The 22,649-nt window shown below is 47.7% G+C and carries 12 protein-coding genes; 4 read left to right on the top strand and 8 right to left on the bottom strand.

All coding sequences use genetic code 11. The features are described 5' to 3' along the window. Positions 1–18: 18 nt before the first annotated feature. Positions 19–615, bottom strand: a complete 597-nt coding sequence (locus LEPBO_RS0112530; RefSeq protein WP_017287918.1) for a hypothetical protein — start codon at positions 613–615, stop codon at positions 19–21. 139 nt (positions 616–754) lie between these two features. On the opposite strand from LEPBO_RS0112530, the gene LEPBO_RS0112525 reads away from it, so the two are divergent. Continuing rightward, positions 755–1,429: a response regulator transcription factor gene (locus LEPBO_RS0112525; RefSeq protein WP_017287917.1), complete on the top strand. Its 675-nt coding sequence runs from the start codon at positions 755–757 to the stop codon at positions 1,427–1,429. 5 nt (positions 1,430–1,434) lie between these two features. Further along, entirely contained in the window at positions 1,435–2,823 is a 1,389-nt protein-coding gene (locus LEPBO_RS0112520; protein ID WP_239741161.1) for an ATP-binding protein, read from the top strand. Here the strand turns inward: LEPBO_RS0112520 and LEPBO_RS0112515 are convergent. Further along, entirely contained in the window at positions 2,792–3,790 is a 999-nt protein-coding gene (locus LEPBO_RS0112515) for an SAM-dependent methyltransferase (protein ID WP_017287915.1), read from the bottom strand. The two genes, LEPBO_RS0112520 and LEPBO_RS0112515, sit on opposite strands and share 32 nt — an antisense overlap. Before the next feature lie 198 nt (positions 3,791–3,988). On the opposite strand from LEPBO_RS0112515, the gene kdpB reads away from it, so the two are divergent. Next, on the top strand, positions 3,989–6,055 hold the full coding sequence (gene kdpB, locus LEPBO_RS0112510) for a potassium-transporting ATPase subunit KdpB (RefSeq protein WP_036044575.1): 2,067 nt from the start codon (positions 3,989–3,991) through the stop codon (positions 6,053–6,055). A 99-nt stretch (positions 6,056–6,154) separates the two neighbouring features. Here the strand turns inward: kdpB and LEPBO_RS0112505 are convergent, their stop codons facing one another. The 6 genes from LEPBO_RS0112505 to LEPBO_RS36970 form a co-directional block, all read right to left on the bottom strand. Beyond that, positions 6,155–10,408 (bottom strand): beta strand repeat-containing protein, encoded by a 4,254-nt coding sequence (locus LEPBO_RS0112505; protein WP_172410463.1) that lies wholly within the window; start codon positions 10,406–10,408, stop codon positions 6,155–6,157. A 51-nt stretch (positions 10,409–10,459) separates the two neighbouring features. Then, entirely contained in the window at positions 10,460–13,987 is a 3,528-nt protein-coding gene (locus tag LEPBO_RS0112500; protein ID WP_017287912.1) for a hypothetical protein, read from the bottom strand. After that, a complete protein-coding gene (locus LEPBO_RS0112495; RefSeq protein ID WP_026148599.1) occupies positions 13,984–15,486 on the bottom strand; it encodes a DUF11 domain-containing protein in 1,503 nt (500 codons plus the stop codon). Before LEPBO_RS0112495 ends, LEPBO_RS0112500 begins: the two co-directional genes overlap by 4 nt. A gap of 143 nt (positions 15,487–15,629) precedes the next feature. Further along, positions 15,630–16,193: a DUF11 domain-containing protein gene (locus LEPBO_RS0112490; protein WP_017287910.1), complete on the bottom strand. Its 564-nt coding sequence runs from the start codon at positions 16,191–16,193 to the stop codon at positions 15,630–15,632. 104 nt (positions 16,194–16,297) lie between these two features. Beyond that, the gene (locus LEPBO_RS0112485; protein WP_017287909.1) at positions 16,298–18,781 is read right to left on the bottom strand and encodes a DUF7925 domain-containing protein; all 2,484 of its coding nucleotides are present in this window, start codon (positions 18,779–18,781) and stop codon (positions 16,298–16,300) included. A 395-nt stretch (positions 18,782–19,176) separates the two neighbouring features. Then, positions 19,177–21,516, bottom strand: coding sequence for a response regulator (locus LEPBO_RS36970; RefSeq protein WP_017287908.1), 2,340 nt, complete (start codon positions 21,514–21,516; stop codon positions 19,177–19,179). 431 nt (positions 21,517–21,947) lie between these two features. On the opposite strand from LEPBO_RS36970, the gene LEPBO_RS0112475 reads away from it, so the two are divergent. Beyond that, a complete protein-coding gene (locus LEPBO_RS0112475; protein WP_017287907.1) occupies positions 21,948–22,508 on the top strand; it encodes a hypothetical protein in 561 nt (186 codons plus the stop codon). Positions 22,509–22,649 lie beyond the last annotated feature (141 nt).

Here is a 22,649-nt window from a genome sequence, read left to right as displayed (position 1 = left end):
ATCCTGCTACACCATCAATTATTGATTTTGATTAGAGCGATCGTGTTGGTGATGAGGTGGTACACCGAGTGCGTCTTTGAGTTGCTGTTCGCTTACATTCAATTTCGCAGCAGCAGCAGCAAAGTCAGGACGCTGAGGGCGTTGTCCGGGACTGGGCGGATTAGCTGGAACACCGAGCGCGTCTTTCAATTGCTGTTCGCTTACATTCAATTTCGCAGCAGCAGCAGCAAAGTTAGGACGTGGAGGGCGTTGTCCTTGACCAGGTGGGTTAGCTGGAACACCGAGTGCATCTTTCAGTTGCTGTTCACTTACATTCAATTTTGCAGCAGCGGCAGCAAAGTTAGGACGCGGGGAACGTTGTCCTTGACCGGGTGGATTGGCAGGAACACCGAGCGCGTCTTTCAATTGCTGTTCACTTACATTCAATTTTGCAGCAGCAGCAGCGAAATCAATTCGGGGACGGCGCTGTCTTTCTTGCTGACCATTGGGAGATTGGGAAGCTTGAGCGATCTGGCGGGCTGAATGTGCTGTTGCTAGGGAACTCACAGCGCTCACCCCTAATGTACCAGCGAGAACAGAAATTGCAGTTGTTGCTAAAATTTTCCGAAGGCTCATCGTGCTACCTCTAAACGGTTACTGTTCTAATTCAGTTCGTTAAAATGACAAACCACCCGTTTTCTAAATTACAGTTTTGTCATTTTTGCTTGGAGAAATTGAGCCTAGAATAAAAAGATTCGAGTCACATGACATACCCGTGAACGTTCTATTTGTCGAAGACGAAATCAAGATTGCTGACTTTGTTCGGGCTGGTTTGAAAGAACAAGGGTTTGTAGTGGACTATTTCGACAACGGCGATGATGGCTATATGCAGGCACTTCACAATGATTATGATGTGATTGTGCTAGACATCATGGTTCCTGGCAAAGATGGATTAGCGATTCTAAAACAGTTGCGAAGTGCAGGGCGAAATGTGCCCGTGATCTTACTCACTGCGCGGAATGAACTCGACGATCGCTTACAAGGATTGAACCTTGGAGCCGATGATTATATTGCTAAGCCATTTTTTGTCGAAGAATTAGGGGCACGAATTCATGCTGTGGTCAGGCGGAGCGTTGGAGAACGGCAGAACTTACTATCAGTCGGAACCTTAAAGCTCGATCGCATCACACGCGAAGTAACTTGCCATCAACAGGTGATCGAGCTAACGAGCCGAGAGTTTAATTTACTGGAATATCTTATGCGTTCTCCCGGACAAGTGTTTACTCGGACTCAAATCTTAGAGCATGTTTGGGGATACGATTTTAATCCGAATACAAATGTGGTTGATGTCTGCATTCAAAGAATTCGCAGAAAGATAGAACCGCTGGATCAAGCCGTTTGGATTGAGAGCATTCGCGGTGTAGGCTATCGATTTCGCAAGCCTGAATGATGAGAATGCGTTCTTTCCGACTGCGGATTGCGTTACTCTCAGCGACCCTTGCAGGCATCGCACTGCTTGGATTTGGGGCAATCTCTTGGATACAGATTTACAACGCGAAAGTGAATCGATTAGATGCGGATTTGCTGAATCAACTGATGCGAGCTAGCCGCCCGCGCGATCGTGAACAACGCTTCTTAGAAGATGATCCAAACATAGGACTGTTAGTGCTCGATTCAGAAGGGAACGTACGTTATCAAAGTGCGGCGTTGTCCGATCAGAAATTAGAGCAACTCCTACGGCGGAATCTTCAGCTTGCGCCACCTGCGCCTTCTAGACGAGAACTCCCACCCATTCGACCGATTCCACCTCGCCCGCAGCTTGTGACTGGACAAACGCCAACAGGAACTTGGCGAATCGGAGCGCTTAACTTTCCAGAGACTCAAGTCGCGATCGCAATCAACTTACACGCGATCGATCAAGAAATGGACGGGATTCGCAATATCTTTCTGATCTCAATTCCAGGCATGTTACTTCTCGTCGCAGGGGGTGCGTGGATTGTCGCAGGTCGGGCGCTTCGTCCCGTTCGACAATTAACGGGCGTGATTCAGAAAGTCACTGTCACGGGACTCGATCAACGCATTCCCATCGGCACAACTGATGTTGAATTTGTGCAACTGATTCAAGTCTTTAACCAAATGCTAGAACGGTTGGAGCGGAGCTTTCTGCAAGCCTCTCGATTTAGTGCAGATGCCGCTCATGAACTCAAAACTCCGTTGACAATTTTACAAGGGGAATTAGAGCGATCGCTTCAGCAAGTAGAACCTGGCTCAGAAGTACAGCAGCGATTAAGTAGCTTACTAGATGAGGTACGCCGACTCAGTAGCATCATGCGAAAGTTACTTTTACTTTCCCTAGCTGATGCGGGGCAGATGAGCTTGTATCGCGTGAAAGTGAATTTGTCCGAACTGTTGTTTGAAATGCTAGAAGACATTGAGCTATTAGCACCACATTTGACTGTGCAGTCTGATATTGCTCCGGGGTTAAGTGTTCAAGGCGATCGTGATTTGCTCAAACAAGTGTTGCAGAATCTCTTAAGTAATGCGATTAAGTACAACCTTGAAAAGGGGTGGATTCGGATTCGAGCCAGGCAAAGTCAGACTGCCATTCAAGTGACGATCGCGAATGCTTCTAAAGGGATTCCAGTACAGGATCGCGATCGCATTTTTGATCGGTTTCATCGTGGTGATCCGGCTCGAACTCGCAAAGTCGAAGGGATTGGATTGGGCTTGAGTTTGGCGCGCGAGATTGTGCGAGCGCATCATGGGGATCTCAAACTGGATTCAAGTCAGATCGATCAAACTGCATTTATTCTCACTTTGCCGAAGACTGCATCACGACCGTAACTTCTTGACGATTGTGAAACAGATTTCTAATCCCGATGATCTCGTACTTGTTCTCCAGAATCGCGATCGCTTGATTGATCACTCCCTTTACACCTTTACTTGGGAGTTTGAGCGTCATCACTGCGAGTCCTCCAGCTTTAAGAACTGGACTCGCAGCAATCATATTTTTTGCAGAGTCCGTAGCATCCATTCGCATATCATTCACGATCAGATCAAAGCGATCGCGACAGTTTGGGACATACTGCTGCACCAGTTGGCGATAGTGCGAAACTTTCGGATCAGATTGCAGCGAGTCAGCGAGATTTCCCGGATCAACGGCAACAACGGATAAACCGAGCTTTCTTAGAATCCTTGTCCAACCACCAGGGCTTGCACCTAGATCCAGCGCGAGTCCCTGAGTTGGGAGCGTGAGATTGAATACTGCGATCGCTTCTAGTAGCTTAAATTCTGCTCTAGAAATTTGGTCATCTTCATGGGCAAACCGATGCATTCCGCCTGCCCAATTACTCAAATTTTCAGTGGCATTGGAGAACCCGAGATAAGACTTGGAACTATCGCAGAAAATTGAAATAATCTGCACTGGATCTTTCACTGCTACGGTTAAGCCTGCTGCTACCAAATCGTCCACTAAAAGATTTCTTAGCTCAGTGCGATTAATCGCTTTAGTATTTGAGCGAATCTGAACAGAGAGGGGTTGAGTGCGATCGAACAAAGGAATCTGAGATGCGATCGCGCTTTGCAACCTTTCGACGGGCAATACCTCCATTACAGGGCAGAGATGCCGAATGAATGCAGCTTTAGTTGCTGTGATCTGGGAAGCGAGCGCAGAGAAAGTTACTTCATTTAGTTCGATCAATCCGATGCCTTGATCGAGCCAGTGGAGAAATTTGGATTGACGATCGATTCTCTGAAGCTCAGCCAGTGCAGTTTGAGCAAACTCAGGAGAAGCGGTAAAAATAACTTGCATTGACGCGCTGCATCTACGATTGCTGATTTTATCGCATTCGCTCAACAGCCGAGCGCTACACGTCACAAATGCGCCTCGAAGCCTCGATACAGACTTGCTTACAGGAGTGTTATTTTAAGTCTCAATGCGTTGGCATTCTTCTCTAGGCTGGAATTAGGATGTGTTGCCGAAGCGTTCCAAATTGGAAAAAGATGAGTCATGAAGAGAAATACTGCTCGCAAAAGGATGTATCAGCAAGCGATTCGAGGCGCATTTGTGAAGCTCGATCCTCGTGTTGCGGTGCGAAATCCGGTGATGTTTATCGTTTGGGTCGGAACGATCGTGACTTTACTGGTGACTCTTGATCCGAATCTATTTGGAACGATTCAAGCTGATCTGACTCAACAGCGATTGCTGAATGGCATGATCACAGTGATTCTGCTTTTTACTGTGCTCTTTGCTAACTTTGCGGAAGCGATCGCAGAAGGACGGGGGAAAGCTCAAGCAGATGCATTGAGAGCAACGCGGTCAGATACGATTGCGAAAAAAATCATCAACGGCACAGTGCAAGAAGTGAGTTCAACGAGCTTACGCAAAGGCGATGAAGTTCGAGTCGTTGCAGGCGATCTGATTCCGGCAGATGGCGAAGTAATTCAAGGACTCGGATCAGTTGATGAATCAGCGATTACAGGCGAATCTGCACCTGTTCTGAAACAACCTGGAACAGATATTTCAAGCTCAGTAACAGGGGGGACAAGGCTACTTTCGGATGAGTTAGTGGTGAGAATTACTTCTGATCCAGGGCAGGGATTTATCGATCGTATGATCTCATTAGTCGAAGGTGCAGAGCGATCGAAGACTCCGAATGAAATTGCCCTCACTGTTCTCCTCGCTGTTCTGACGTTAGTCTTTCTGATTGTGGTTTCGACGCTCTCCCCTCTAGTTCACTCTGTTGCAAGAGGCATTGAAGATGTGACTGCTGCAAATCAGTTACGAGCAGGTACGAGTGTCGCAATTTTGATCTCATTGTTAGTTGCTTTGATTCCAACCACGATTGGGGGATTGTTAAGTGCGATCGGGATTGCGGGAATGGATCGAGTCGCTCAATTTAATGTGATTGCAACTTCAGGACGAGCCGTTGAAGCTTGCGGTGATATCAATACATTGGTGCTAGATAAAACTGGAACAATCACTTTAGGAAATCGCCTTGCAGCACAGCTTATTCCAATTCATGGTCATTCGATCGAGGAAATGGCTCAAGTCGCTCTTGCTGCAAGCGTGTTTGATCAAACGCCAGAAGGTCGATCGATTGTGCAATTAGCTGAACAAAGTCGCGCAAGATTGGACTTCGATTTGGACAATGCAAGCGGGGTAGAGTTTTCGGCTCGAACTCGTATGAGTGGCACCAATCTTCCGAATGGGCGAGAAGCCCGAAAAGGGGCGATTGAAGCGATTCGGGGCTTTGTACGTTCTAGGGGTGGTCAGATTTCTTCGGAACTAGAGCAAGCCTATGAAAGAGTTTCACGGTTAGGCGGAACGCCGCTCGGGGTTTGCCAAGATGATGAAATCTATGGCGTGATTTATCTCAAGGATATTGTCAAACCAGGACTTCGAGAGCGGTTTGATCAGTTGCGCCGCATGGGTGTGAAAACGATCATGCTGACGGGAGATAATCGGATTACGGCTTCAGTGATTGCTCAAGAAGCAGGAGTCGATGATTTTATTGCAGAAGCAACGCCCGAAGACAAAATCCATGTAATTCGCGAAGAACAATCGCAGGGAAAGCTCGTTGCAATGACAGGAGACGGCACAAATGATGCTCCGGCTCTAGCACAGGCGAATGTCGGTTTAGCAATGAACTCTGGAACTCAAGCAGCAAAAGAAGCGGCAAATATGGTGGATTTGGATTCTGATCCGACCAAGTTGATCGATTTGGTCACGATCGGAAAGCAACTTCTCATGACTAGAGGTGCATTGACGACGTTCTCGATCGCGAATGACATCGCCAAGTATTTTGCAATTATCCCTACACTGTTTGCTTCGGCGGGGATTGGAGCATTGAATATTATGGGACTCAAAAGCGCACAATCAGCGATCGTGTCAGCATTGATCTACAACGCACTGATTATTCCTGCTTTAATTCCACTAGCTCTACAAGGGGTAAAATTCCGCCCTTTGACAGCGGATCAACTGCTCAAACGCAATATATTGCTTTATGGCTTGGGTGGCATTGTTGCGCCTTTTATTGCAATTAAGATCATTGACCTCCTCTTGCCATTTTCCTAAGGATTATAAATTTAATCTGTCCAGCACATTCGAGTGGAGAAGGGGGAGAACTCAGATGCAGCTTATCCCCTATCTTCCCGTCAAATGTGCTGGATTCGCCTACTTCACCCTTGCTCGAAAGCGAACAAACCCGTAAGAATCAGCAGGGACACCTGGAGCCGTTGCGCTGTTCAAATTGCCTAAATTGACAACCACTGCACCATTAGTATTGGCTCCATTACAATTAATTCCGCTGAATTCAGGAACCAAGCTAGGTTCAACTCCGGGTGGAAAATAGCGAGCACGATCGCCATCGGCAACACCTGTTAGTGCTAGGCTATTGCCTCCAACATTCACCACAATGCCGCGATTTGCTGTACTGATTCCATTTGGATCAGCAGGCACGCCTGTGTTAAATGCAGTCGGATTAAATGTGACATTCGTGGGAACGCGATCGCAGAAGAGAACGTTTTGAGCTTCTCCGTCTCCTGCGGATAAGAAGTAGATCGTATACTCAAGCTCATCACCGGGTTTGGTAAATCCGCCGTTTGTCCCTCCTACTAGGAAAGTGCTCAGATTTGGCCATTTATCCGTATCTTTGGGTGGATCGGTGGGATTTGGCTGAGTGGGAATCGTAATCGTATTATCGTCGTAGGGATTACTCGCCTCATCTTTATACAAGCTCAGATTGTCTCCGCCTTGAGTGCTAGTCTGACCGTTAATCGCTGTAATGCGTTTTACAACAGATACATTAGGTGAAGCACAGACCTGAATCGTCGCAGCCTCTACTCTTAGGAAAAACCCTGTCAAAGGTGATCCTGAATCTGTGATGATTTCGATGATATTGACTCCTGGCTGCCAACCTTGGGTCATATTGACAGTTCGCGTCGCACGATAATCTTCTGTTTGCGGATCTTGTGCTGGCAAAGGCGATAGATTTTCTACACCATTGACTCTAACGCTCACAAATTGGTTGTCAACTGAAACCCCGATCGGTAAAGAGACGCTAATTGCGTTTGCATTTGCAGGCAAAGTAACACTCGCTGTGTACTTGAGACGGATCGTGTCTGACGTGCCTGTATACGATCCGGGGGTCGCAATCTCACCGACAATCCCATCCAGATCTGCGTTTTGATGATTACCATTGCTATTGTTCGACAGGCGGAACGGATAACTAATCCATCGAGCATTCGATGGCTCATTGATCCATGCGCCTGGGGCTAAATTTCCAACAACAACCGCAGGCATGGGTCCAACTGGACGAGCAGGCGCATAGGGAATTGCTCCCAGACTTGCATTGAGCCACTCGACTGACCAGTTCAGATCAAAGTTTCCAGGAGAAAGTTGACCACCCGTAGAACTGATTCCAGTTGTTAAAGCTCCTGTGTAATCAGGATTACAAGTGGTAGGAGCAGGATCGGGAGCAATTACATAGCCTTGACGAATTCCAAAATTGTGATTGGGCAGAGCGCTGGTCGCCGTTGTAATCGCCATGTCTCCCAAAGTAGAGATGACCGCATCGATTGTGCCATTGAGGTTTTCACCTGTGTGATACCAACCGCTAGGAAGACTGGGGGCAGTTGGAGCAGGATCACCGATCGCAATACTTGCATTGTTAGAAAGGCGCAATGTGACTGTGCTATTCGGAGGAACATTCAACGTATATGCTCCATTCGCTGCAACGGTCGCTTTATCTACGACCTGACCCGAGGAATTCACTGCATACACGGTTAAACTGGATGAGCCTGCATTCGTTCCGATATCATTTCCCAGATCATTATCGAAAACCACGTTTGCCGAGTGATCATGAAACACGGTACCAGAAATCGAAACTAGAGCAGCCGTAAAGGGCATGGTTACGGTTGCGGGAGTGAGAGATTCCTTTCCAGCAGCATCGATCGCGACATAGGTAAAGCTCACCGTTAATGTGCCATCATTCGGATCGATCCTCAGCCTAGCCGGATCGTAAGCGTTGATGACAAAGTTAGAAGTCGTAATCTGGGTTCCATCGTAGTAAAGTGTGCCATTACTCGGTAACGTCACAATCTTAAAGTTATTGCCGCTACCTAAAGCTCCATCTTCAGGGTCTGTTCCCGAAAGCGTCGGAACCTGAACAGTATTCGTTCCGCCGGGATTTATTTGGGGACTCGCACTCACAGGATTGGTGGTTGGAAGTTGTTCAATCCCAAAATCGCGTCCAGTGAGGTTGGTTGCACTAATATTAAAAGCAGCCGTGGTTAAAGGACTCGTGTTCGTCCATCCTACGGGAATTGATGCAGTAGGAGCAGTATTCCCAACAGTTCCAGCTATGGTACTCAGGCGAATCGTGACGTTACTTTGATTGCCAGTAATATTGTTGAAAGTGTAAGTACCGTTGGCAGCAATGGGAGTAGTTGCAATGACATTTCCGGCACTATTTACCAGAATTGCATTCAGTCCACCTGCATTGGTTCCAGGTTCAGACCCAGTTCTGATATTACTGAAGGTATTGTTTGCACTATTATCTGCATCATTCCAAACAGTTCCGCTGATGCTAATAACAGCAGGAGTAACAACAGTTGCGGTTGTAGGATCGATCGTGGAATTTTGGATTTGCGTAATACTGCCAGCAGGAACAGTAACACCCGAAGGCAGGGAACTCGTATTATCTACGTTATCTGTGAGTGTGCCGCTTCCCGGAATGCTAGAACCTGTTGCATTTGCCTGATTACTAAGGGTTCCGCTAAATCCGCTGTTCACAGTCGTTGGAATACTCACCGTAATCACCCCACTTGCGCCAAGCGTTGCCCCCGTGTTGAGCAAGTTGCTGACCGCACCCGCAGAGGCACCTGTGTAGGCACTGTTTCTTGTAGCACTGGTTCCGATACCCGATACGGTAACGGTTTGAGAACCCGTCGCAGTTGTCAAGCCAGTCGGTAATTGATCATTGATCTGAACGTTAGAGACGGCAGCAGTACTATTGTTGCGATAAGAAATCGTCCAAGTCAGCGTATCGCCAGGAGTGACAGTACCACTGCCATCCGCGTCGGTGGTTAATCTCACTGACTTGTAGCCAGATACAGGCGATGTAATAGTTGTTGTGGCATTGGTAGTGGAAACGCCACTGATGGGACTATCCAGATAAACGATCGTACCCTGGTTTGTAATACTAGAGGGCAAGTTTGTAGTGTTAACCGTAACCTGAAATGTGAGAGTGGCACGGTTCGCATTACCAACTTTCAAGGTGCCGTTAGAAGCATTACGACCTGTAATTCGATAAGCACTTGCGAAGGGGTAGGTTGCCGCGTTCAGGTTTGTGCCATTCAAAGTTGCGCTGTTGGCAACATAAGTGGTTCCCGCAGGAAGCGGATCAATGAAGTCGAGGTTGACCGCAGGCGCACTCCCAATGTTTTCGACTTCGATCGTATAAGTCAATGTTGCACCCGGTAGCACTGACCCTGTAGGACTAACCGTTTTCGTCGCCTGGATCTGGGGATCAATCAGCGGAAAATTACCGCTTGCTAAATCAGGAAGAGATATATTTACCAAGGTTGAGCCAACTTGTACAGCCGATGCATCATTGATACTAACCCTGTAAACGTTAGCACCTCCTGCCGTAAGGGAACCAGCAATTAATAAGTTACCATTACTGTCGAACGCAATACTTCCAATCGTTATGAAGCTAGTCGCAAGAGGTGTTCCCCCAACCGAAACTTGCCCGATCGGAATTGCTTCAGGAGGAGTAACATTCATATTCAGGCGATACAAAGAATTTCCAAAGATTGCCCACCCTCTACCATAACCATCAAAAGCAATGTCACCGCTAGCTGTCGTTCCTGATGGAGAAGTTCCAAGAAAATTGACTGTTCCTAGGTTTGTAATTGTGGATGGAGTGCCTGTTGTAAAGGTATAGATTGTATTGTTACTAGAAATTGCATATCCTGTTGTCCCACGAAATCCCATGCGTAAGATTGGCACATTGCTATCACTTCCTGGAAATGTTCCAAGGCTAGCTGATTCACCAGCACTAGTGTACCGAATGAGGTTATTAGGACTAGTAGTACGATCGGAGTAATATAAGGCAGATCCATTCGGATCAAACGCCATTGCTGCTGTAGCCGTAATCCTAGATGAAGTAAATGGTGGTGAAGAAAGTGCACCCGTTGTTACATTGAGAGTACTAATATTCCTTGCAGTACCCGCAGTACTTCCCCATACAGCATAGACGTTGGTACTGTTAAGCGTAACTTGGGCATTTGCCACTGACGCAAATGATGAGAATAAGAAGGCAATGAGTGATAATACTGGATAAATCGTTTTTCGATATTTTATGTTTCGCCGTTGCTTCTGAAAGGCGCGACGCAATGCTCTAAAGAATCGTAGAAAGGAATACATGGGTAACATCCTGGCTCAGTTTCGGGGCAGAGTGAGAAGAATCGCGATAGTTTAACGTGGCGTATCGGTAGAGGAATTTGCTTGCGGCGTTGCTGGTGTGGCTTGTTGGGTAGTGACTTGATCCTCTTTGACATTTTGTGGAGGTGGCACTTTTTGCAATCCAAAGCCGTTGAAAAGTTCATTCACTTTCATGGTTAAGCCAAGATAGATTCCTCCAGCAGAACGCGATCCGGTTAAGTCTCGATCGTGGGCACGCCCGAAGCTATAGCCTGCGGCAAGCCGAAGATTTGGATTGAGGTAGTAGCCCGCTTCGATCGCTAAGCCAGTTTCACTAAATCCAGCAGTTTGATGAATCCAACGAGCCTCACCCGTTATATCCCATTGCTCTGCAAAACGGTAAGTTGCGCGAATCTGAGTTAACGTTGCAGTGCTTGTTCCTGCCAAATCACTTGCTAAATAAGAGCGACTATTCCGCAGAGCAAATTTACCATAAAATTCCCATCGCCAATCCGGGGCATAGATTGCTTCGAGTCCAAATAGATGATCCTTTGTGCCAGTGCCAGTGCTGAATAAAATACTGTCAGGAATCGTCGCAGGATTTTTGCGGTATTCGTACCGTAGTAGGGCATTGAATCGATCGTCGCGTGGATTGCGATAAGCTAAACCAAATTTCAAGTTCGCTGTGTCTGGCAACCCAACCAAGGTCTGATTCGCGCTATTCGCTTGCTGATATCGCAGCAACGCGGTTAGCTCAGGACTAATTTTTCCAGCCGCTGCGGCTGAAATTACTGTATTGCGACTCTGTGAAGACGAGCGATGCTCATAGCGAGCGCTCGCTTTAAAGTCTGGACTACCCGTGTATTCAAGCCCAACGCTATAACTATCACCACTTTCAAGTCCAAGCGCCGAAGCACCTTGTCCAAACGCAAAAGGCTGAGCAAATCGAGAACCAGCAGCACTTCGACCAAGAAAATCGCCGAAGATGCGATCGTATGCTAAGTCAAGCCGTAACCCAGGAGAAATCACGATGCCTTGGTTAATTCCAATTGCGCCCTGCATCGTTAAATCGTTCGCACCGCCCCAGAGCGTATAGCGCCCTCTCAACGTCGTGTCTCGCGCCAATTTATAGTCGCCAATCACATTTAAGCTAGTGATCGATTGTCCTTCAAATTGCCCACGAGTGAAAAATTGTTGGGCTAACTGAACATTGATACCAGAAACAACTTGCCAGTTTAGACCCAGTAACGTGCGATCGCTATAAATCGCATCTGTTTCTTGAGAAAGCGTCGTCTCATTCTGAGCAATAAACGTCAAGTCGCGAGTCAGCGGGACATTGAGGCGCGATCGCAATTGATCCGAGTTACTATCCAAACCAGAATTCAGCCGATCTTCGCGATCGCGATGAATCCAATCGACGGTTAAATCCGCTGTGCCAATTTTCTGCTGAATCCCTGCCAAAATCGTCGTGAGCGAATTGTCAACCTGTGTCCCTGGGAGTGGCTCTGTTCGAGGACTAAAGAGATCTTCGAGTGTGGTTAACGGACGCGGTGCAATGCCGCGATTATCCTCATGGTCATATTGAAATCGTAAATTTGTCGTTTTACCAACTTGTGCTGTCAGTTGAGTCCCATAGCGAGTTTGACCTGGAACAAAACTAACCGTTGCATTGTTTGCAAAGCCTGTATCAGCTTGACGATAGTAGGCACGCGCATCAATGCCTTGCGAAAGTTTGCTTTCTAGCTCAAACCGATAAGCAGACCCGCTGACTAATCCCAGCACATCAGAGAGATTTGTCGATCGAGCATATTCTGCTAAAGCATGACTATTCTGACCGAGGGAAACAAACGCATCGGCTCCATACAACTCAAAATCTCTCGTGCCTTGATCTTCTCGAAGATAAGTCGCACCTAGCCAACTTTCACGATTTAAGCCACGGGCGAAATGATATCGCACTCGACCCGCAAACATCCGAGAATCTGAGCCAGGCGTATCGTATTGATAGGTCGAAACAATACGACGAACCAGCGTTTCTCCAACCTCTCCAACATCAGTTCGAGTGATCGGCTCACGAAATAAAATCGTGCCTCGATCGTAATCAATTTCATAATCTTTTCCACGGCTCAGTTGCTGACGTTTGAGCACGGTTCCGGGTCGATTGAGTTCTTCGAGTTCCAGAAAAATCGACTCGCTCCCTTCAACGAGCAACCGACGAGAGAGAAAGTAAAATCCGCTTGTGCCATCAGGAACAAGCGTATCGCGTTGAAATCCCTGAATATTGTTCGCAAACAGTCCTGTGATTTGGAGATTGCCGAAATTGTAGTTCGTCTTAAAGCCGTGAAGCTGGCGATTTGTCGCACTGAATTCTTGCGATCGCGTCGCAAATTCTTCAGTGGTGTAATCACCCCACATGGCATAGTCTGTCCCGGCTCCAGCAACAGGTGAGGTGCGTTCTAGCTTCAGGAAAAGACTATCGATCGAAGGCGTGAGAATCGTTGATTCAGAGCTATCTCCATAAACACTATAGTTCTGATCACAGGATTGGTCATTGGGTCGAAACAAACTATTCGTGCCATCACACGTCTCATTCAAAGGACGAGCACTGTTGTATGCACCTGTGAGCAACCAATCTCCGATGCGCCCCGTCGCAAAAACGGCTGCACCGAAATCGAGTTGATAGTTGTTATCCCGATTCACAGGCAGAAAATCACGGAAGCTTCTGTAAAAATCCGTGCCTTGTCTACCGAATCGTAAATCAATCACCCCCGTCGCGATCGAAGGACGCAGGTTCGTCTCAAACTGCAATTGAGTAAAGTCTTCTAGCTTTCCAACAGCCGCGCGAATGGTCACCGTCCTTGCTTCTAATCCCGATCTCAATCGCGCCGTAAATTGTCCTCGCTCTGCTTTGACTTGAAAGCCAGGCTGATCCGCTGCTGCATCTGTATCTAGGAATTCGCCTGCGGTCGTTGAAAGCGTGATTAATGCGTCTCGATTCGATCGATTGCCTTGTCCATCCAGAAGCTCGCCTCGAATCGCCGCAGTCGATCGTCCATCTGCAGGAATTTTGGCTTCTGCGGCTTGTACAGAGAGTTTCTCAGCTTCCCCACGTACCTGTACGGTGACTTGCGCTGATTGACTAGCACCAATGATTTGCGCAGAGATTGTATTGCTACCTGGTTGCAGCGAAACACCATAGTAAGTTCGGAGCACCTGACCTGATTTTTGATCCGTCTCGGTTCGTCCAATCAGTTGATTAGAGACAAGTACACCATTGACTCGCAGTTCGACCTGCTTACCTTCTGGAGCTTGAACAACAACCATTGCAGCAGGCACATCAATAACCGCATCGATCGCAGGTGAAAGAATCTTGACCTCATCAGTTGTGCTTTGCGCAGAGAATTCCGGGTTGGGTTGCCGTTCAGGCTTTACCTCAACTGCGGTTGAACTCGGTTTTGCTGCATCAACTGATTCAAGAGATGTCGGGGTTGATTGCTGTTTAGAATTCGCCTCCTGAGCTTGTACTGGAGCGAGCAAAACTCCCGCCAAGAAGAGAGAGACATACAAGAAAAACTGCGACTTCATGACTTGCCCTCTTTACGCGAGACTGGAACGACACCAAAATTCATTCGTACCAGTCCGCCCGGAGCAAGACGAACTAGCCGAGATTGACTCCGGCGCTCTCTAAACGTGGGAGTTGGTGCAAGGGTATAAGACGGAATACTACTGAGATCCAAAACACCAGATCGGCTTCCAGGCAAAACATTCGCGACCGAAAACAATCCATCTTTATCCGTCGTAATTCGATTTCCGTCATCAAGGAAAATTACAGCATTAGGAATTCCAGGTTCATCCTTCTGCTGTTCTCCGTCTTGGTTCTTATCCTCAAACACTCGCCCAATGATGGTTCCACAATCGGAAGTAATCCCCGGACGAATGCGGAGTTGATGAGTTGCCGGGCCATCTTTCACAGCAAACCCGTTATCCACTCGTTGCCCATTGACGATCGCGCTATTGCGTCCCGATCCTCGAATTGCATCAGGCGTAAGCTGTGTTGCATAAGCAATGTTCATGACACTGCCCCGTGGAATCGTCGCAGTCGAGCGGAAAATCACCGTCGAACCTTGTGTTTCAGTCGTGACAGGCACAATCTGCCCGCCGACTTCTGCCTGCACTGAATTCGCTAAGAACTTGAACCCAGTTGGCAAAGTATCGGTCGCTTGAATTTGAGTTAAGCCTGCATCTGATTGGTTCCGAATCGACAATCGATAGATCACAGAGTCCCCCGGCTCTGCGGTTGCGCGATCGCCACTCTTGACTAATTGCATTTGCTCAGACTGACAAAGCAAAGAGTTAAACTGCAACGATAAAAGGTCTAAGCCAACTTGCTCAGCATCTGGAACAAACACGACTGTACTTGTAATATTCGTTCCGCCAGTCGTACTGATCGGTTGATCATCAAGCGACGTTGCCAGATAGCGGACGATGCTGTTATTGACTGTTCCAGTAGGTGTGAGAATTTCAATCTTGATGCGGCGTTGTCGATAGATTGAATTGGCAGGCGGATTGATCACAAGGATGTAAGTTTTTCCTGGATCTGTTTGACCACGATTTGGGTCAAACAGGAAGTTATATCGACCGCCCTCGCCATTCGTGAGAAAGAAAGGATTAATGTTACTCAGATTGGGTGCCAGTCCTGGACGGATTCCATTCCCCGGAATGTCGGGACTCTCAGTAGGAGTCAGATCAACTAACCGACCCAGCTCTGTCCCTGTCGGATCGCTTGGATCTGGCTCATATAGAGCGACCGAGAATCCGCGATAGTCTGGCAGCAATTCACCATTACACCCAAGCACCCGTCCTAATGGATCAACAAGTCCACTAGCAACCGTTCCCAAGGAATTAGAAATGAGACTATAGGGGCGCTGCGACCTCCGATCGACATAACGTAACTCGGCTTGATTGCTTAAGAGAGGACGACTTTGGGAAAACGTAGCAGGGGCTGTGACTCCACTAGCAACGATCGCTAACAGCACACTCTGCCAAGTTCGATATATTTTTTCTCTCATCTGAGGACGATTCACGAGGCTCCTCTTAGTCCCTAACTCTTGGGGGAATAAAGCTATAACAGTTGAAAAAATTGAATGTATGAAAAAAAGAGGGAAAAGAAACCGATAGAAGCGCTCTATTTCTAAGCTCGCTCTTTCCCTCTAGTCCAAACTTCGCTCTAGCGGACTTCGACTTGGTAAGCAGCCATCAGGGCAGCTTGAGGATTCAAATCTTTAGCCAGGTTCCAGCGCACATGGGTATAAGCTTCAGCAGGTGCAGGACGTTCGACCGTCTTGCCGTCTGCTAAGGTCACCGTCACCGTCGGTGCTTCCACAAAAGTTTTGCCGTTATCAATGCTGTAAGTGATCTGTCCTGCACTGTTTGTTGTGGCTGAGTTCAACACAAATTTTGTGCCTTTCGGAATCGGTTGGGTCAATTCAATGCCTTGAGCAGGCAGATCTCCCGCATTTTTCCCGGTCAAGCTGTACCGCAGAACATTCCCGGGTTCAACCAGAGCTTTGCCTTGCAGAGCATTCCACTTCACTTGTTTTTGCCCTTGCTCATTGACCATGACGGTTTGCTTCTCAACTGCAAGGTTGAGTTTGACTTCTGGGCGTTGTAGGCGCTCTGCGATCGCGGCTCCTGCCTGTTGCAGGCTTGCCATCACAGGCGTACCGTTGAGGAATGGCAATGTTGCAGCAATGAGAGCTACTGCACCTAAACTAATAGACCAACGTTTCATAAAGGTTCTCCGGTAAAAAATGAATGCAGATGATGGGATGAACAATCAGACCTTTTGCAAGGAGCAGCGTTAGAAAATCACTCCTTGCAAAAAGGCTACTGAGCTTAGTTCACGCGACGGCGGAACGTGAAGGTTCGAGATTGCTGAGGTGCAACAATGCCAGTTACCGTGTTCACATATCGCGTCACATCAGTAGTTGCCGTCGTTCCCGTCTGATCAACAGCCCCAGTCGTTGCTGGATTGCCGCTAAAGAAATTAACCGTCGAAGCACCAGAATCCGCTGCACTTCCTACAATGTTGCTCGTGTCAATGATGCCATTGCCATCATTGTCTCTTGCCCAGTTGTTCGTGTTGTTTGCACCGGATACGCCATTTTCATCAATCACCACTTGCTCAGCTTCCAGGATGATGTTGCCTGTGCCGGATTGCGGTTCTGAAATGTTGGTGTAGGTAATCCGATACTCAATGACGTTGCCTGGAGCAGGCGTTTTTTGGGTAGTGCTGAACGTGGAATCCGCAGCTGTCGGTGCTGGACCTGTACCCGGCAGAATGCGGCTCTCTTTGACCGTTCTGAGGTAGCCTGTATAGACTCGATCGATGGTCAAATTCGTCGCCTCAATCGTCGCAATGTTACTATCTGTATCAATCCCTGCCTGAATTGGAACCGGGAAACCTCGATTGATATCGGTTGACAGCGGCGTGTTCAGCGGAAGATTGACCTCAACCCCATAGTTCACCTGCTGACCCGGTTGAACATTGTTGATTTGAATCGGGTTTCCACCTGTGTTGCTCGATACGATCGTGTAGTTCCCTGCACCGTCATACTGATAAGTCACAGAACTGCTACCAGCCGTAATCGTCACCGTAGAATTTGCAGGAAGATGATCCAGAGTCGCTGGAGGTTGTGGAGTCAGCACAATATTGCCAGGACTCGTTCCACTGTTCAGCACCGTGTTTGTAAAGGCAACAGGAGCAGGGTCAAGCGTTGCATTAGTTCCAGCAACGAGGTTCGGTGGAACAGGAGACGAAGCATTCGTAAAGTCGTCATTGTCTGTACCAGAAGGACCCGTTGCGGTGGGTGCGCCATCGGGACCATTGCTCACAGCAGCCGGGACAGGCGTGTTTAGGGTGAAAACACTGGCTTCACCACCCCCTTCAGTTGGGGTGCTGTCTTGACCCGAATTATTGTTGCCGGAATCGATACCTGTTTCAGGGCTAGCTGGAGTATTGACGAAACCATCGTCAATGTCTGTATCAGGCAAAGCATCAGGCACACCATCGCCGTTTGAATCTGTTCCAGGAGGAGTTCCATCGTCGCTGTAGTTACTTGGATTCTGGTCACCAGATTCGTCGTAAACTGGTACACCAGGTTGTCCAACCGTTTGGCTTGGAGTCGAACCGAACAATTGGCCAATGTTTGCAACTGTAATAGACGCAGGAGTTCCTGCTACGGCTACGGTGATTTGGAATCCGGTGACTGTCGTTCCAGGCGCAATCGTGCCCGTTCTGACAAAACCAACCCGGGTTGGATTCGCGATCGGAGTTGTGCTCCACGTCGCTTGGTTTGCATCGATTGAAATCGCAGAGCTAGTGTAAACTGTTTGCCAACCCAGTGGAGCAACAGCACTGACAAACGTTGTGCCTAGAGGAATCGCATCCGAGACTAAGATATTTGAGCCAGCTACACCATTGACTGTCGTTCCAGCCAAAGGCGCAGGCGTAATTCCAAGTCCGGTTGGATCAGTATTTTCAACTCGCAAGCTCAATCCATAGGAGATTTGATCATCACCGGGACCCGGCGCTCCAGTGGGGGTATAGCCTGTCCGGGTCTTCAGCAATGTTGCTAACGCATAGGTTCTTGCCGTTTGATTGACCGTTGCTTGTGCTGTACTGCTCGCTTCTCGAACGCCGTTGACAGGTGCGCCTGTCACTTCTCCGCCTGGCGTTCCGTCTGGATTATCGACGGTATAAACGTCGCCTCCATTCGGGCTTCGGGCTTGGTTTTGGGCATCTCCAGGAGTATCCCCTAAGGTGACAGAAACCACATCATTCGCCTGTGCCCCAGCTGCGATCGTCACAGGCACACGTACTAGAATTGAACCGCCCGGCACAATCCCGTTCGCTAAGCTTGGGATTGTGTTGGTGAGCAATTCACTTCCTGGAAACGCAGTCCAAGTCGCTCCCCCATCAATGCTGTACTCTAGGGTGCCAGGTGTACCTGGGCCAGTCACTCTTGCCAAGTTTGGAATCCGGAAGCTCGTTGGATCGTTACCAACGTTGGTCAAGCTGTAGGTGTAGTAAAGGGTGTCTCCAACCTCAACCTGTCCACCGTCAACATCTGTAACCCCTGAGGCTGTCACCGTAATCCCCGCCACTTCTGCAACTTGCACTGAGACAGTGTTCGAGGTTGCATTGATGGTCGTTCCCGGATCTCTGGGAGAACGGTAGGTAACATTGGCGGTGTTACTAATCGAAGTACCGGCTTGAGTTCCTTCTGCAAATACAGGTGCGAGAGGGAATCCAGTGGTGAGTAAAAATGTAGCAGCAAGCAGTTGACTCGCTCGCCGGGGGGTGCGTCGTGGTTGCATGATTGACCAATTAAATAAGTGACAAACTCTGCTGAACCTATGCCAAACCGCTCCGCGTTATCGGTTACGGGCAATCTAGGCAGATAGGCAATTTCATATGCAATACCCTGTAGGACTCATTGAATGCTCACCCTTTTAAATTGCGAGTATAAAATGAATCTCTAATTGAATTGCCGAATACTGAATTTGGTAGATATATCCAGTCAGCATCTAGCTCAAGTAGGAGTTTAGGCAATAAGTTGTGACAAAGTTGTGACAAAAATCCTGATTGTAAAAAAAGATACTCAGTAAGATTCTTGATTTTAAGTTGAGCTTCGCAAAATCTTCCGTGAAAGTGCGAGATTGAGTGATTGCAATCACAAAGAATTGTGTCTTCTCTCACTTGCATTTGCAGATTAACGGATCGAGTCCAGCGCCTTGCATACACTCTGCATCAGCAGTGGGATTGCACAAGGCATAATCACATAATCAAAACAGCCAAAATTCCTTGCCATTTCTGCTTCTGCAGGTTGGGTAGCCAGTAAAATAACGGGGGTAGTTTGCAAAAACTTCTGCTTTTTCAAACGCTGTAGCAGTGTGATCCCGTTTAATTTAGGTAATTGTGCTTCAAGAAGCAGGACTTGTTTGCTTGCGCCTTCAGCTTGTAATTCTTCTAATCCCGATCGACCATCTTGGAGCCATCGAATCCGATAGCCCCGCGTCAAGAGCGCGCGCACCATCTCCTCAGCAAACGTGGAGGGTCGATGCAGCAAAATGACATCCCGATCTGTTGCATCAGGTTGCCAGCCCGCAGGTAGAACACGATCGATCATGTCAGCTTTTGTTTGCTCTAGTGTGGCGATCGCGGCTTGATAAAGTGAGGAAAGATCGACTCCATCCTTGGGATACTCGGCAACTGCTGCCCTGAATGTGATCGCAATCGAACCCATAGGCAATCTTAATTCTGTCTGGTGTAGGGACTCTAGCATCTGTGCGAGCCAATCTCCGACCTCACCTTGCGTCAGATTGTAGGTTCCAACCACAAATTCTGATCCACTCCAACGAGCAATCACATCTTCGATACGAAATGATTTCCGAAGAGAAGTCGCAATTTGCTGTAAAACTTGATTGCCATAGCGATATCCGTGCTGCTGATTTAGGGTTTGCAAGTCATTCAGCCTGAGAACAGCAAAGCATAGCACCTGTTGGTTCTGATGGGCGAGATGCAATAATTGTCTGAGCATTCCTCGGGCTTGCTGTTGCGTCGGCAAATTGGTTAATGGATCAACATCAGCCTGATGCCGAATATGCTGCATTCGAGTTAATCGTTTAGAGACTCGCTCGATTAATTCAGCCGGAACAATGGGTTTACTGACATAATCATCTGCCCCGACTGCAAAAATTTCTCGAATGATATCAAGATTATGTAGACCTGTTAGAAATAAAACGGGTAGCCAAGACCACCGCACATCCTCGCGAATTGCCTGACATAAACGAAGTCCGTCAATATGCGGCAATTTGACATCAAGAATGACTAAATCAGGCGCAAAAGACTCAAGTTCTTCCCAGAGTCTTAAAGGATTCGTGATGGCGTTGACCTGAATGCTACAGTCCTCCAATATTCCTTTAATTAAACGAACCACCATAGGGTCGTCATCGATAATCATGACCCGCTGCATCAGAGGTTGCGACGGTTCTAACCGATCTAGACTCGCCTTGAGCAACTCAGTTGGTGTAATCGGGTAGTACAAGCTGCCTCGGATTTGAGTAGACAAGTTTTGTTCACACTCTGGATTCAGTCTTTTGAGCAGCAAAACGGGCGTGTTCTGAATCGATGATTCAGGCAGAACCAGATCGCAGTCCAGCACAATGAGATCAAAGCGTTGATGCTGAAGTCGTATCTGGGCGATCGCGCTTGTCGGAGCACCCGTCACTTGAATGGAATACAGATCTGATTCTTGAATAATTTGATCGAGCAAGTGCTGATCGGATAAGACGACTAAGACTTGGGGCTGCTGTTGTACTCGATAAGGCTTGAGCGTTGCAGAAACTTCACTTTTGACAGATAAAGATCGAATCGGTTCTCGTAACTCAGGATTGAGGCGATATCCCTGTCCATACACCGTTTCAATCAGCTCCTCTGCGTAGATCGCTTTCAATTTCTGTCGTAATCGCTTAATCAATGCCCGAACGGCTTCTTCCTTGCGCGGGTCTTCATCCAGCGACCAGAGATGATCGACTAGATCGCTTTGACTATATACTCGACCCTCTAGCAATCGCTCTAGCAGCGCGAATTCTTTAGAGGTTAAATCTAACCGAGTCTGATCATAAAGAACTTCGCGAGTATGACAATCAAGCTGCAATTTTCCCCAGCGTAGAATCGTTGAAATTGCGGCTGTTTTACGTCGAAACAACGCCCGGATTCGAGCTTCTAGCTCTGCTAGAGCAATCGGCTTCACAATATAGTCATCAGCACCACTATCTAAGCCTAGTACTCGATCTGCGATCGCACTTTTGGAAGTAATCATCATCACCAAGGTTGAATGACCTCGATTTCGTAAGCGCTTGCAAAATTGGATGCCATCGATTTTAGGAAGCATCACAGCCAGCAAAATCAAATCGTATTCGATCGCTTCGACGAGTTCCCAACCTGCTTGACCATCGATCGCAATATCAACCGTGTAAAGTTGCTTGGTTAACGCCGCTTTGATCGCTGTAGAAACTTGCTCATCATTTTCTACTAGCAAAACTCGCATAGGCTTGCATCACACAATTCGCTAAACCGTTTTAGCACCGCCTTTTTTTTTGTCACGGTTTTTTATTCAGACTTTCGGTGATTGAACGGTTGAGATCAGTTTCAGCCTCAGATCAATCAGCGAACTTAACCGAGCGCAACTACCCCAAAGTTTTGCGCAATCTCTTCCGTGTTCTAACGGAATTTTCCAAGAGTTTGATAAAGATTACAAAAACCTGGGGACTCTCTTAAATGTAAAAAGTGTTGTTCTGCTGACGAGTTTTGCGAGCTATGTTCTCGCTCACTCACCCTTGCTCATCATGAAAAATCTGCATCAGTTCCTAGCCGCAAGTTCTCTACTCAGAAGTAGTCTAACCGACTTTCAGCCTGCGATCGACGCTGCTAGAACATTCTTCTTCCGTTGTCAGATTCACTAACCCCTAGGAGAGAACAATGACACGTCGCTATGTGGTATTTGGCTTGGGAATTGCAGCTGCGATCGCCATGATCCCAGTCGATGGAACCCCTGCTGCGGCTCGTTTTTTTGAGCAGGGCAGATCTGTCGCACAATCCATCCATCAAACAGAAGTTGAATTGAAGCTGATTGCTAAGCAAAAGCAAGTGCAGAAAGATGCACGAGGCAAAGAGCAAGTCATTTGGAACGAGCTTAAACAAGATACGATGGTGAAAAAAGGTACGGTGCTGCGATTTCAGGTTATCGGCAAAAATACAAGCGATCGTCCGGCTGAAAAATTAGTCGTGACTCAACCGATTCCGAAAGGAACAATCTATAGCCTCAACTCCGCAGTCAAAGGGGATGCAGAATTAACCTACAGCATTGATGGCGGCAAAACATTTTCTGAAAATCCAATGATTTTGATCACTTTGCCCGATGGTAGAACGGGAATGCAGCCTGCGCCTGCTGATACTTACAGCCATCTCCGTTGGGTGTTTGATCGAGCGATCGCACCGAAATCTGCGGTGGAAATGAGTTACGAAGTGAGTGTGCGGTAGTAAGGCAGCGGTCTGGCAAACTCGATAGCCTGGTTCTAGCGCATGGCATCCTACCTTAGTCTCGAGAAATTTTAGCCTGCGGTAAATCCTAGGGAAAGTTTACGATCGCATAATCTTTCCCCACTTTGAATCGTAAACCCG

This window comes from Leptolyngbya boryana PCC 6306 (assembly GCF_000353285.1).
GTDB lineage: Bacteria > Cyanobacteriota > Cyanobacteriia > Leptolyngbyales > Leptolyngbyaceae > Leptolyngbya > Leptolyngbya boryana.
This window is presented reverse-complemented; position numbering and strand designations above follow the sequence as displayed.

Coding starts and splice junctions, on each gene's coding strand:
- LEPBO_RS0112530 (WP_017287918.1), bottom strand. CDS start 615: ATGAGCCTTCGGAAAATTTTAGCAACAACTGCAATTTCTGTTCTCGCT.
- LEPBO_RS0112520 (WP_239741161.1), top strand. CDS start 1,435: ATGCGTTCTTTCCGACTGCGGATTGCGTTACTCTCAGCGACCCTTGCA.
- LEPBO_RS0112515 (WP_017287915.1), bottom strand. CDS start 3,790: ATGCAAGTTATTTTTACCGCTTCTCCTGAGTTTGCTCAAACTGCACTG.
- kdpB (WP_036044575.1), top strand. CDS start 3,989: ATGAAGAGAAATACTGCTCGCAAAAGGATGTATCAGCAAGCGATTCGA.
- LEPBO_RS0112505 (WP_172410463.1), bottom strand. CDS start 10,408: ATGTATTCCTTTCTACGATTCTTTAGAGCATTGCGTCGCGCCTTTCAG.
- LEPBO_RS0112500 (WP_017287912.1), bottom strand. CDS start 13,987: ATGAAGTCGCAGTTTTTCTTGTATGTCTCTCTCTTCTTGGCGGGAGTT.
- LEPBO_RS0112490 (WP_017287910.1), bottom strand. CDS start 16,193: ATGAAACGTTGGTCTATTAGTTTAGGTGCAGTAGCTCTCATTGCTGCA.
- LEPBO_RS0112485 (WP_017287909.1), bottom strand. CDS start 18,781: ATGCAACCACGACGCACCCCCCGGCGAGCGAGTCAACTGCTTGCTGCT.
- LEPBO_RS36970 (WP_017287908.1), bottom strand. CDS start 21,516: ATGCGAGTTTTGCTAGTAGAAAATGATGAGCAAGTTTCTACAGCGATC.
- LEPBO_RS0112475 (WP_017287907.1), top strand. CDS start 21,948: ATGACACGTCGCTATGTGGTATTTGGCTTGGGAATTGCAGCTGCGATC.